Raw genomic sequence first — 14,192 nt, forward strand, 5'->3', positions numbered from 1 at the left:
CCACCGCCTGCCCCTTCACCACTCCCGCCACGGCTTCTCCCGCCACCGTGCGCTCCAGCTTCGTCTTCAGCTCTTCCGCGCTGGCGCCCACCACCGCGAGCCGCTGCTCCAGGTGCGTCCTCCCCACTGACGCCGTGAAGCACACGTCTCCCACCGGCGCCTCTCCCAGCGCTCCCGCGTACTGCTTCGCCTGCTCTTCCAACGCGCTCGCGCTCCTCGCAGACAGCACCAGCACGTGCTTCGGGCGCTCCTGGAACGCAGGCAGCTCACGCGGGGCCGGAGCCTCTTCGAGGACCACGTGCGCATTGGTGCCGCTGAATCCGAACGAGCTGACGCCCGCCAGCCGACGTCCCTGCTTCGGGTCCCACTGCGTCAGCTTCGTCGGCACCTCCACCGCCATCTGACCCCAACCGATGTGCGGGTTCGGCGTCTTGAAGTGCAGGTGCGGCGGCAGCTGCTTGTTCTTCAGCGACAGCACCACCTTCATCACCGCTGCCACCCCCGCCGCCGACTCCAGGTGCCCCAGGTTCGTCTTCGCGGACCCCAGCCACAGCGACTCTCCGCTCCTCCCCTCCCCCAGCGCGCCCCACATCGCGTCCACTTCAATCGGGTCTCCCAGCGACGTCCCCGTCCCGTGCGCCTCCAGGTAGCTGACCTCCGTCGCCTTCACTCCTCCGTTCTCCAGCGCCTGACGAATCACCGCCTGCTGCGCCAGCCCGTTCGGCACCGTCAGTCCGCTGCTCGGCCCGTCGTGGTTCACCGCCGTGCCGCGAATCACCGCCAGCACTTCGTTCCCGTCCGCCACCGCGTCCGACAGCCGCTTCAGCACCAACACACCGCAGCCCTCGCCTCGCGCGAACCCGTCGGCCGAGGCGTCGAAGGTCTTGCACCTGCCCTCGGGCGAGAGCATGTGCGCCTTGCAGATGGACAGCGTGGCCTCGGGCGTGAGGATGAGATTCACACCGCCCGACAGCGCGAGCGTGGACTCACCGTTGCGCAGGCTCTGGCAGGCCAGGTGCAGCGCCACCAGCGAGGACGAGCACGCCGTGTCCACCGCCATGCTCGGACCGTGCAACCCGAGCGCGAACGACAGTCGACCCGCGACGACGTTCAGCGACGTGCCCGAGGCGAAGTACGCGTCCACCGCCGCCGCGTCCTGATTGAGGATGACGCGCGAGTAGTCCGACGCGGTGACGCCCACGAAGACACCCGTGTTCGTCTCTCGCAGCGAGTCCGCGTTGATGCCCGAGCGCTCCAGCGCCTCCCAGCCGACCTCCAGCAACAGTCGCTGCTGCGGGTCCATGCTCTCGGCCTCGCGCGGGGAGATGCCGAAGAACTGCGGCTCGAAGCCCGCCACGTCGCGCAGGAAGCCGCCCTTGCGCATGTACATCTTCCCCGGCGCCTCCGGGTCCGAGTCGAACAGCGCGTCCACGTCCCAGCGGTCCGCGGGCACCTCCGAGGTGGCGTCCACCCCGTCGCGCAGCAGACGCCAGTACGCCTCGGGCGTGTTCGCGTCACCGGGGAAGCGGCAGGCCATTCCGACGATGGCGATGGGCTCGTCGGTGCGAGCGGCGGCCTTGGGCGTCTCGGCGCGAGGCTTCTTCTCCTCCACGAGGCTCAGCAGGTGCTCCGTGAGCGCCTGCACGTTCGGATGGTTGAACGCCAGCGTCGCCGGCAGCGACTGTCCCACCACGCGCTGGAGCCGCTCCTTCAGCTCCACCGCCATCAGCGAGTCCATCCCCAGGTCCGCGAAGCCGCGCCCCGCGGGAATCGGTCGCTTCGGGTCCAATCCGAGCACCCCCGCCACCTGCTGGCGCACCGCCACCTCCAGTTCGTCCCGCCCCAGCACGGGCGCGGTGCTCACCGTCGGAGCAGCGGAGGTCTCCACGGCCTTCGTCCCCATCGCCGCCAGGAACGGTCGAGGACCACGCGCTTCGTAGATGGGCTTGAAGCGCTCCCACCGCACGCGCGCCACCGTCGCCTGCGTGACGTCCGCGCCGAGCAGCCGCTCGAACCACGCGATGCCCTCCTGGGTCTCCAGGGAGTCCACGCCCATGTTCGCGAGCCACCGCTGCGCATCCGGCGAGGCCATGCCCCGGCCCGCCCACGGGCCCCAGTTGATGCTCGTCGCCACGAGGCCCCGCGCGCGCCGGTGCTGCGCGAGCGCGTCCAGGAACGCGTTGCCCGCCGCGTAGTGTCCGGAGCCCACCGAGCCCCAGACCGCGGAGATGGACGAGAAGAGGACGAAGAAGTCCAGCGAGTCCCCTTGCGTCAGCGCATGCAGGTGCCACGCGCCCTCGACCTTCGGCGCCAGCACGGCGTCGAGCGCGGAGGCATCCAGCTCCCGCAGTCGCGCGTGCGTGGAGACACCCGCCGCGTGGACCACGCCCCTGAGCCCAGGCATCGTCGAGCGCACGTTCTCCAGCAGCGCCACCATCTGCTCACGACGGGAGACGTCCGTGCGCGCGAGCACCACCGTCGCTCCCGCGGCCTCCATCTCCTTCACCGCCGCGATGCGCACGGCCACATCGCCACCACGCGCCTCGAGGGCATCCCAATCGAAGCGCTCGGGGAAGGCTCCGCGCGCCGTCAGCACCAGATGCCGCGCGCCCTGCTTCACCATCCAGCGCGCCACCTGCAGCCCGAGCTCCCCCTGGCCCCCCGTGACGAGGTACGTCGCGGCCGAGGCCAGCGTCGTGGCCTTCGCCGTGGGGAGCGGCTTCGACTCGAGCCGGGGAACGAACCGACGCCCGCTCCGGAGCGCGACCTGCTCCTCGCCCTCACCCGCGCCGCGCGTAAGGACGTCCGCCAGCGTCTCGCCCTCCGCGTTCTCCACGTCCACCAGGCCGCCCCAGCGCTCCGGGTGCTCCAGCGCCGCCACGCGGCCCAGGCCCCACAAGAGCGCCTGCGACGGGTCCACCGACGAGGACTCCACCGCGCAGGCCTCGCGCGTCACGACCCACAGTCGTCCGGGCAGCTCCGGCGAGGACTCGAGCGCCCGCAGCGCGGAGACCACGCTGATGCAGCGCTCCCGGGTGCTGGTCCGCAACGCTCCAGGCGACTCCACGCCCGACGCATCCAGACCCCACAGGTGCACCACGCCCGCGCGTGGCAGGTTCGCCGGGAAGGCCTCCTTCCACAGCTTCGCCAGCGCCACGCCGTCCGCGGGGTCCACGGCCAGGGTCCCCGGCGCGGACGCGGCCCCCGCGTAGACCTTCACGTGCGGCACGCCCTGCTGCTCGAAGCGCGTGGCGAGCGCATCACCCACGCCGCCCTGGTCGCACAGCAGCATCCAGGCACCTGTGGTGCCCTGCCCGCTCGCCGTCGACTCCTCCCAACGCACCTGGAGCAGCGAGCTCGCGTCCAGCTCCGTCACCGTCGCGGCACCGTGCGCGGTGGCGACCTCCGAGCGCCCCGTCGTGAGGCGGGGAGACTCCGTCGGCCAGTGACGCTGGCGGCGCCACGGGTAGGTGGGCAGGGCCACCTTCTGCCGCGAGGGCTCCGCGTCCACCGCGCGCCAGTTCACATCCTGGCCCCGGAGGAACAACCGCCCCAGCGCGCCCAACAGCTGCTCCGCGTCGGGACGACCCTTGCGCAGCGAGGCAATCCACGCGGGCTGCTCTCCCAGGCACGCGCGCCCCAGGCCCAGCAGCGTGGCCGTGGGCCCCACCTCGACGAACACGTCGATGCCCAGCTCGCGCAGCGACTCCATGCCCTCCTGGAAGCGCACGGCCTCACGCGCGTGGCGACGCCAGTACCCCGGTGCGCCCAGCTCGCCAGCGCCCACGGGCCGGCCCGTCACGTTCGACACGAGGGGAATCGTCCCCGGCATCACCTTCACGCGAGCGGCCTGGGACTCCAGCGCCTCCAGCATCGGGTCCATCCGCGGCGAGTGGAACGCGTGCGAGACGACGAGCGCCTTGGTGCGCACACCCTGCGCCTGGAGCTCCTGGTCGAGCCGCGCAATCACCTCTCCCGCTCCGGACAGCACCACCTGGCCGGGCGCGTTGAGGCAGGCCAGCGACACCTGGCTCCGGTGCGGCTCCAGCAGCGGCTGCACCTGGGCCTCGGTGGCGAAGACGCTGAGCATCGCGCCTCCCGAGGGCAGCGCCTGCATCAACCGGCCACGCTCCGCGATGAGCGCGAGGCCATCCTCCAGGGACAGGTGGCCCGCGACGACGGCGGCGGCGAACTCGCCCACGCTGTGTCCCATCACCGCGTGCGGCACCACGCCCCAGCTCTTCCACACCTGCGCCAGCGCGTACTCCAGCGCGAACAGCGCCGGCTGGCTGTACTCCGTCTGGTCGATGGGCGACGTCGCGCCCTCCGCCGGGAAGAGCACGGACAGCAGCTCCATCCGGGGCCGCAGCAGCGCGGCGCACCGGTCCAGCGCCTCGCGGAACACAGGCGACGTCGCGTACAGCTCGCGGCCCATGCCCACGGACTGGCTGCCCTGCCCCGTGAAGAGGAAGGCCACCCTCGGCGACTGGGGCGCGGCCTCCGCCGTGACCACCGCGTCCGAGACCTCTCCCTGCGCGAAGCCCTTCAGCGCGTCAGCCAGCGCCTGCGTCGAGCCGCCCACCACCGCCAGCCGGTGAGGGAAGCGCGCGCGCGTGGCGTTCGCGGTGAAGCACACGTCCGCCGCGTCCAGCTCCGGGTGCGCGGACAGGTGGCTCGCGTACTGACGGACCTGCTCGGCCAGCGCGTCCTCGGACTTCGCCGTCAGGAGCAGCAGGTGCGAGGCGGGCCGGCTCGGCGCCACCGAGGGCACCGCGCGCACGGGGGCCTCCTCCAGCACGACGTGCGCGTTCGTCCCGCTCATGCCGAACGAGCTGACGCCCGCGAACCTCGGCTTCTCCGAGCGGACCCACGGCATCGCGCGCTCCGCCGGGATGACGAAGGCCGTGCCGTCCATGCGGATGCGTGGGTTGAGCCGGGTGAAGTTCAGGTGCTTGGGGATGCGCTCGTTGCGCATCGAGAGCACCACCTTCATCAGGCCCGCGATGCCCGCCGCGGACTCCAGGTGCCCCATGTTCGTCTTCACGGACGCCAGCGCGCACTGGCTCCCATCCGCTCGCGGCGCGCCCACCACGTCGGCCAGGGCCTCCACCTCGATGGGGTCACCCAAGGACGTGCCCGTGCCGTGCGCCTCGATGTAGCCGATGGCCGAGGGCTCCACGCGCGCGTTCGCCAGCGCCTGACGCAGCAGCGCCTGCTGCGCGAGCACGTTGGGCGCCGTCAGCCCCGTCGAGCGGCCGTCCTGGTTGATGGCGGAGCCGCGCACCACGGCGAGGATGGTGTCCCCGTCCGCCTGCGCGTCCGACAGGCGCTTGAGCACGATGACGCCGCAGCCCTCACCGCGCACGAAGCCGTTGGCCCACGCGTCGAAGGTGCTGCACCGCCCGTTGGGCGACAGCGACTGCGTGCGCGCGATCATCTCCGTGCTCAACGAGTCCAGGATGAGGTTGACGCCACCCGCGAGCGCCAGGTTGCACTCGCCCAGCCGCAGGCTCTGACAGGCCAGGTGCACCGCGACGAGCGACGACGAACACGCCGTGTCCACCGCGAGGCTCGGGCCCTGGAGGCCCAGCACGTAGGAGATGCGGCCGGGCGGGAAGCAGTGACCGTTGCCCGTGATGTAGTACGCGTCGAGCTGGTCCGCCCCCATGGGCAACACGCGCTCGTAGTCGTTGCCGGTGATGCCCACGAAGACGCCCGTGGACGAGCCCAGGAGCTTCTCCGGGTTCTGCCCCGCGTCCTCCAGGGCCTCCCAGCTCACCTCCAACAACAGCCGCTGTTGCGGGTCCAGGCTCGCCGCCTCGCGCGGGGAGATGCCGAAGAAGTCCGCGTCGAAGCCGTCCACCTCGTCCAGGTACCCACCCCAGCGCGGCGTGCCCGTGTCGGGGCCCGTGCGGCGCGACGCCGGCTCACGGCGCACGGCGTCCCGCCCCTCGTCCAGGAGCTTCCAGTAGGCCTCGGGCGAGTCCGCCCCGCCCGGGAAGCGGCACCCCATGCCGACGATGGCGATGGGCTCGGTGCGCGCCTTCTCGAGCGTGTCGAGCTTCGCCTGCACCTTCTGCATCGCGAGCACGGCGCGAGCCATGCGCTGCTTCAGTTCGTTCTCCTTGGTCGCGTCACTCACGATTCGTTCTCCAGCGCGGTCAGCGCATCGTCGAAGAGGTCCAGCAGGTGCTCATCTGAGAGGGCCGCGAGCTCCGCGGCGGACTCCTCGGGTGGACGCTCCGGGTTCTCTTTCGACGGCGAAGGGGTTGAGGGCTCGCGCACCGGCGCGAGCTCGAGTCTTTCGAGCAGGTGGACGCTCAGCGCGCCGAGCGTGGAGTGCGTCCACAGGAGCGTCGCGGAGAGCTTGAGCCCCAGGGACGCCTCGACGCGGTTGCGCAGCTCCAGGCTCATCAGCGAGTCCAGGCCCAGCGCCCGGAACGGGTCCGCCCGTCCCACGCGCGAGGGCTCCAGCCGGAGCACCTGGGCAATCCGCTCGCGCAGGTGCGCCTCCAGCATCTCCAGGCGCGCGCCCGGCTCCGCCTGCTTCAGCGTGCCCAGGAAGTCCGAGCCGGGACGGGCCACCTCGCCGCGTCCCTCCGCGCTCAGCTCGGACCAGACGCGCAGCGGCGCCACGGACGGGAAGAACTCCAGCCACTGGCGCACATCCAGGCGCACCGCGGCGGCCTGCGTGGCGCCCTCGTCGAGCAGCCGCCGGAGCAGCTCCTCGCCTTCGCGCGCAACGAAGCTCGCCATGCCCTGGTACGCCAGGCGCTCGCCACGGTTGGACTGCGCGGCGGCCAGGCCCACGTCCGAGAACGGACCCCAGTTGACGCTCGTGGCGGGCAGCCCCACCGCGCGCCGGTGGTGCGCGAGCGAGTCCATCGCCGCGTTCGCCGCCGCGTAGTTGCCCTGTCCCGGCAGGCCCAGCAGCGACGCCACGGACGAGTAGAGGACGAAGAAGTCCAGGGACTCGCCTCGCGTGAGCTCGTGCAGGTTCCACGCGCCGCGCACCTTGGGTGCCATCACCGTGCGCAGGTGCGACGTCGTCAGCCGCGACAGGGTGGCGTCCTCCAGCACGCCCGCGCAGTGCAGCACGCCGCGGAGGGGCGGCAGCGCTCCGTCACGCGTCCTGGCCAGCGCGGCGCGGAGCTGCTCGGCGTCCGCGACATCGGACTGGGCCACGACGACTCGCGCACCCAGGGTCTCCAGCTCCGTCAACGTCCCACGCGCGGCCTGCGACGGCGCGGAGCGGCCCATCAGGAGCAGGTTCCGCGCGCCGTGCTCCACCAGCCACTTCGCCGCGGAGAGGCCCAGCCCCCCCAGGCCACCGGTCACCAGATACGTGCCATCCGCTCGCACGCGGAAGCCCGAGCGCGCGGGGGCCACCTTCAGCGTGGGGTCCTCCATACCGATGACGAGCTTGCCGGTGTGCCGGCCCTGCGCCATCTCGCGGAAGGCGTCCGCCACGCGCGACACGGGGAAGCGCTGGTACGGCAGCGGCCGCAGCGCGCCCGACTCCACCTGCTCCATCACCTCCTGGAGCAGCCGCGCGAACAACACGGGCTTGCGCTCCTGAAGGCCCGCCAGGTCGATGGCCGTGTACGAGATGCTCTTGCGGAACGGCGTGAGCTCCAGCGCCCGGCCGTCGTAGATGTCGCGCTTGCCGACCTCCAGGAAGCGCCCGTCCGGACCGAGCAGCTCCAGGCCGCGAGGAATCGCGTCACCGGAGAGCGAGTTGAGCACCACGTCCACGCCCTCGCCGTTCGTCAGGCGCTTCACCTCGTCGGCGAAGGCCAGCGTGCGCGAGTCCATGACGTGCGCAATCCCGAGGCTGCGCAGGAACTCGCGCTTCTCGGGCGTGCCCGCCGTGGCGAAGATTTCAGCGCCCCGAGCCTGGGCCACCTGCACCGCCGCGAGCCCCAGTCCGCCCGCCGCGGAGTGGATGAGGATTCGCTCTCCCTTCTGGAGCCGCCCCAGGTGCTCCAGCGCGTACCACGCCGTCATGAAGACGAGCGGCACGGTGGACACGTCCTCGGCGCTCATGCCCTCGGGGCACGGGCGCACGAAGCGCGCGTCCGCGATGACGTGCGAGCCCAGGCTGCCTCCGGCCACCGCCACCACGCGCTGTCCGGGAGAGAACCCCGTGACGCCCTCACCCACGGACACCACGCGGCCCGCGCACTCGCCACCCAGCGAGACAGGCCCAGGAGGCAGACCCGGGTAGATGCCCATCGCCTTCATCACGTCGATGAAGTTGAGGGCCGCCGCCTCCACCTGGACCTCCACCTCGCCGCGAGCCGGACGACGTCGCTCGGTCACCCGCGCCACCAGTCGGTCCAACACGCCGGGCGTGGGAATCTCCACCCGGAAGGCGTGCCCCTCGACGGGGAGCCTCGGCTCAGCGGACTCGCGCGACGCATCCCCAGGCAGCCGCCGCGCCAGTCGCGCCGCGTGCCGTCCCTGGGCGCGCAGCGCCACCTGCTCGTCCTTCGCTCCCGCGAGCAGCTCCGCCGTCAGCAGCGAGGCCACGGCGTCCGGGGACAGCGCCTCGACATCGACACAGGTGCACCGCAGCTCCGGGTGCTCGTGCGAGACCACGCGGCCCAAGCCCCACAACGAGCCCTGCACCGCGTTCACCCGGGGCTCTCCGCCCACGGCCTGCGCGCCCTTCGTCACGAGCCACAGCCGGGGCGCGGTGCGCCAACCCGCGCGGGTCAGCTCCTGCACCAGGTGCAGCGCGCCACCGCACAGCCGCTCGGCCTCGTCACTCGCGCGCGCTCCGGACACCTCCACCTCGGAGGCCTCGAGCGCCCACAGGTACACCACGCCTCCACACGACTGCCCCTCGGGGAACGCCTCGGTCAGCAGTCGCTGGAGGTGCTCACGCGAACCCGGCGCCACCTCGAAGTGCCGGGCGCCCAGCTTGCGGAACTCCGTCCCCGCCTCCACCTTCACGCACGTGCCGCCCCGTGCCTCGAGCTGGCTCACGAGCGCGGCGCCATGACCCTGGCCATCCATCAGCACGAGCCAGGGTGCATCCACCGGCTGGGATGTCGTGGGCGCGTCCACGCGGTGCCACGCCATCTCGAAGAGCGCCCGGTCCTGCGCCACCAGCCGCGCGTCGCGCTGTCCCGCCAGGGGCGCGAGCACCATGCCGCGCACCTCGGCGACCCACTTGCCGTCCGCGTCGAGGAGCCACACGTCTCCCTGCCGCGTCGTCTCCCCCGCCACGGGCTCCGACAGTCGCGCATGCGCCCAACGCACCGGCGTGCCCGCGCGACTCACCGCGAAGCGGCGCACACGCACCGGGACGTGGGTGCCACCTCCCGACGGGAACGCCTCCAGGAGCACCTGCAGGCTCGCGTCGAGCATCGCCGGGTGCAGCCCTCGCACGGAGCCCAGCGCCTCGGGCACCTCCAGGCGCCCTAGCGCCTCACCGTCGCGACGCCACACCTCGCGCAGGCCCTGGAACGTCGGGCCGTAGCTCAAGCCTCGCGCCTCCATCTCCCCGTAGTGCGCGGAGCCCTCGCGAACCTGCGTGCACCGACGCCGCACCTCGTCCAGCGACACGGCGGACACCTCGGCCCCCGTGGCCAGCGGCCTCACGCTGCCGGACGCGTGCACGGTCCACACCTCCGCGCTCTCGCCCGACACGGGCACGAAGCTGGAGACCTTGAACGACGCGCCCTGCGCCGACTCCGACGTCAGCACCAACTGCGTCGGCCGCGAGCCGTCCTCGGGCAGCGCCAGCGCCTCGTCGATGCGCACGTCCTCCAGGGCCCACGCCCCCTCGCCCAGCGCCTCGCGCGCCGCGGCCAGGGCCCAGTCCAGATAGGCCGCCGCCGGGAGCACCACCGTGCCCTGCACGCGGTGGTCCTTCAGGTACGGCAGCCTCTCCACCGCCACGTCCACGTCCCAGAACCGCGCCCCCGGCCGGAGCGACGAGCGCCGCGACACCCCGAGCACCGCGTGTCCCTGGCCCGCGCTCCTCGACGCCCCCGCCGCGCCCGGCTGGAACCAGTACCGGTCGCGCTGCCACGGGTACGTGGGCAGCGACACCTGGCGGCCCTCCTCGGGCGTCACCGCGCGCCAGGAGACCTCGCGTCCCTGCGTGAAGAGGCGGCCGAGCGACTCCAGCATCACCACGCGCTCGGGCTGCTCGCGCCGCAGCGACGGCAGCACCGTGCCCGGCTTGCCCAGGTGCGCGAGCGTCTGCTCGATGGAGGGCAGGAGCACCGGGTGCGCGCTCACCTCGACGAACAGCCCGTGCCCCGTGGCCACCAGGGACTCCACCACCTGCGACAGCAGCACCGGGTCCCTCAGGTTGCGCACCCAGTACGCGGGCGTCAGCTCCGTCCCCTCCGCCACGCGCCCGAGCACCGTCGAGTGCAGCGCCACCTCGCTCGCGCGCGGCGAGAGCCCGTCGAGCACCTCGAGCAGCTCCGCGCGCAGCGGCTCCATCTGCGGGCTGTGCGAGGCCACGTTGACCTTCACCGGCCGGCAGAAGACCTGACGCTGCGTCAGCGTCTCCAACACCTGCTGGAGCGCCTGGGGGTCTCCGGAGAGCACCGTGGAGCGAGGGCTGTTGCTCGCGGCCACCGAGAGCCGGTCCTCCACGCCGCGCAGCACCTCGCGCGCCTCGTCGAGCGACAGCTCCGTCACCGCCATGGCTCCCTGTCCGCTGGTGCGAAGGAGCAGCTTGCTGCGACGGCAGATGATGCGCGCCGCGTCCTCCAGCGTCAGGGCGCCGGCCACGTGCGCCGCGGCCACCTCGCCCATGCTGTGGCCCACCACCGCGTCCGGGGTGATTCCCCACGAGCGCCACAGTCGCGCGAGCCCCACCTGCATGGAGAAGAGCGCCGGCTGCACCACGTCGATGCGCTCCAGCCAGCCCGCGTCGCTTGACGCCAGCACCTCGAGCAGCGACCAATCCACGAAGGCCCGCAGCGCCGCGTCGCAGTCCTGCATCGCCGCGCGGAAGACGGGCTCGCTCCGGAGCAACTCACGCCCCATGCCCACCCACTGCGAGCCCTGGCCGGGGAACACGAACACCACCGGCGTCCGCGAGGACGCGGGGCCCTGTCCCACCACCAGCCCCGGACGCGGCTCCTGCCGCAGGAAGGCCTCCAGCCCCTCGCGTGCGCCCGCCAGGTCTCGCGCCACGAGCGCCAGTCGCTGGTCCAGCGGCGAGCGGTGCAGCGCCAGCGTCGCCGCGATATCCGCGAGCGACGTCGACGACGCGGCGTCACAATGCGGCACCAGCGAGCGCGCCAGGTCCGCCAGCGCCTGCGGCGTCCGAGCCGACAGCGGCAGCAGCACGGCGCCATCCACCGTCGGGGTCCCCGGCCAGCAGACGGGCGCACCCCACGCGTACAACGCGCCCAGCGCATCCAGCAGGCCACCGCGCGCATCGTCGCGCCGCATCGAGGCCACCGTCAGCGTCGTGCGCTCCGTCCGGGCCAGCGCCTGCTCGAGCGAGCGACGCATCACCGGGTGCGCGCTCAGCTCGACGAAGGTGTCGATGCCCTCCGCCGCCAGCTTCTCCACCGCCTGCGTGAAGCGCACCGGCTGACGAAGGTTCCGGCTCCAGTAGGACGCCTCCAGCGACGCGCCCTCCAGGTCCTCTCCCGTCACCGTGGACACCCAGCGAGGAGCGCTCGGCCGGGGCGTCATCCGCGCGAAGGCCGCGTCCAGGTCCTCGCGGATGGCGTCCATCTCCGGGCTGTGCGCGGCCACGTTGACGGGGATGCGCGAGCAGAACACGCCGTGCGAGGACAGCTCCGCGAGCAGCCCATCGAGCGCCCCCGCCTCACCGGACACCACCGTCGTCGACGGGTCGTTGAAGCCCGCCACCACCACCCGCCCCTCCAGGGGCGTCAGCAGCACCTCCACCTCGACGCCCGGCAGGCCCACCAGCGCCATGCCACTGCGGCCCGCCGTGCGCTGCTGCAACCGGCTGTAGTGGTGGACCAGCCAGGCGGAGTCCTCGGTGCTCAGCGCGCCGGTGATGCAGGCGGCCACCACCTCGCCCAGGCTGTGACCCACCACCACCTCCGGCTCCACGCCCCACGAGCGCCACAAGGCCGCGAGCCCCACCTGGACCGCGAAGAGCAGCGGCTGCACCACGTCCGCGTCCTCGGCGCGCGGGTGCGGCGTCACCAGCGCCTCCACCAACGACCAGCCCGCCAGGGGCCGGAAGGCCGCGTCCAGCGACTCCACCTTCGCGCGGAACACGGGCTCGCGGTGGAGCAGCTCGCGCCCCATCCCGTCCCATTGAGAGCCCTGGGGCGTGCACACGAAGGCGATGCGCGGCGAGGGCCGCTCGCCCTTGCCCACCACCAGCCCGACGCGCTCCTGACCCGCCAGGAAGGCCCGGGCTTCTTCCGCGAGCTCCGCGCGCGAACGGGCCGTGAAGGCCACCCGGTGCTCGCCCTCACCCACGCTGCGCGCCCATGGCTGGCACAGTTCCGCCAGCGTCTCGAGCGACCCGGCGTCGGACGCGCGGGCCGCCACCTTCTCGACCTCGGCGCGCAGGGTCGCCACATCCGACGCCGCCAGCGGCAGGAGCTCCGCGCGCGAGCCTGGGGCCTCCTCCAGCACCAGATGACAGTTCGTCCCACCCCAGCCGAAGGCGCTCACACCCGCGAGTGCCTTCTCGTCCTCAGCGGGCCAGGGCGACAGGCGCTCGGGGACCATCAGGCGCAGCGTCCCGAAATCGATGAGCGGGTTGGGCGCGTCGAAGTGCAGGTTGGGCGGCACGCGGCGGTGCGCCAGCGCCAGCGCCACCTTGAGCAGACCGGCGATGCCCGCGGCGCCCTCCAGGTGGCCGATGTTCGTCTTCACCGAGCCGATGAGCAGCGCGCGCTCCGCCTCGCGCCCCTCGCCCAGCACCGTGCCCAGGGCCCCTGCCTCGATGGGGTCGCCCAGCGCCGTACCAGGACCGTGCGTCTCCACGTAGTGCACGCGGCTCGGCGTCACTCCGGCGCGCGCGTACGCGTCACGCAGCAGGGACTCCTGGGCGGACGCGCTGGGCGCCGTCAGGCCGTTGCCGAAGCCGTTGTTGTTCACCGCGCCGCCACGGATGACGCAGTAGATGGGCACCCCGGCCGCCTGCGCGGCGGACAGCGGCATCAGCGCCACCATGCCCGCGCCCTCGCCGCGCGCGAAGCCGTTCGCGTCCGCGGCGAAGGCCTTGCTCGCGCCATCCGGCGACAGCCCACCGAACTTGGTGAGCGCCACGCTGGTCTCCGGCGCGAGCAGCAGGTTGACGCCGCCCACCAGCGCCAGCCGGCACTCGCCCGCGCGCAGGCTCTGACAGGCCAGGTGCGCGGCCACCAGCGACGAGGAGCACGCCGTGTCCAGCGTGACGCTCGGACCGCGAAGGCCCAGCGCGTAGGAGATGCGGTTGGCCACGATGTTGAGCGCCTGCCCCGTCGCGGTGTGCGGCGTGACGGCCGCGCACGCGTTCTGGTGCAGCACCGCGTAGTCGTGCCAGATGGCGCCCACGAAGACGCCGGTGCTCGAGTCACGCAGCCCCGTCGCGGGCACGCCCGCGTCCTCCAACACCTCCCACGCCAGCTCCAGCATCAGCCGCTGCTGCGGGTCCATCTGCTCCGCCTCTCGCGGGGAGATGCCGAAGAAGAGCGGGTCGAAGCCCTGCACGCCGTCCACGAAGGACGCGCGGCGCGCCACCATCTTCCCCGGCGCCTGGAGCTCGGTGTCGTGGTACGCGTCGATGTCCCAGCGCTCCGCCGGCACCTCGCGCATCGCATCGTAGCCCTCGCACAGGCGCCGCCAGAACGAGGCCACGTCCGGCGCGCCCGGCATGCGGCACGCCAGCCCCACCACCGCGATGGGCTCATCCACCGGACGCGAGGCCGACGTCGTGGCCACCGGCCGGGACCCGGTCTCCGCGCGTCCCACCAGCGCCGCCGACAGCGCCTGAATCGACGGGTGCCGCCAGAACAACAGGGGCGACACGGGGCGGCCCAGCACACGGGACAGCTCCGTCATCAAGGCCACGACCTTCACGGAGTCCAGCCCGTAGCGGCTCAGTCGCTCCTGGGGGTCCAGCGTCTCCAGGCCCAACAGCGCGGTGATGCGCGCGACGAGCCACGCCTGGATGGCCTGCTCCGACATCGAACCTTCAGCCGTCATCTCAACGCCTCTTCCGCCCACGCCGGGGCCAT

General features: G+C 72.8%; 2 protein-coding genes. Both read right to left on the reverse strand.

Annotated features, from left to right (window positions below):
• Window positions 1–6,142, reverse strand: a 6,142-nt coding sequence (locus LXT21_RS40335) for a type I polyketide synthase (protein ID WP_254043579.1), incomplete at its 3' end; no start/stop codon positions are given.
• Window positions 6,139–14,160, reverse strand: coding sequence for a type I polyketide synthase (locus LXT21_RS45275; protein WP_267145444.1), 8,022 nt, complete (start codon window positions 14,158–14,160; stop codon window positions 6,139–6,141). The genes LXT21_RS45275 and LXT21_RS40335, both read right to left, overlap by 4 nt.
• Window positions 14,161–14,192: the final 32 nt, after the last annotated feature.

This window comes from Myxococcus guangdongensis, from assembly GCF_024198255.1.
In the GTDB taxonomy this organism is placed as follows: domain Bacteria; phylum Myxococcota; class Myxococcia; order Myxococcales; family Myxococcaceae; genus Myxococcus; species Myxococcus guangdongensis.

Excerpts from the sequence above, each read along its gene's own strand:
- LXT21_RS45275 (WP_267145444.1), bottom strand. The coding sequence starts at position 14,160 with ATGACGGCTGAAGGTTCGATGTCGGAGCAGGCCATCCAGGCGTGGCTC.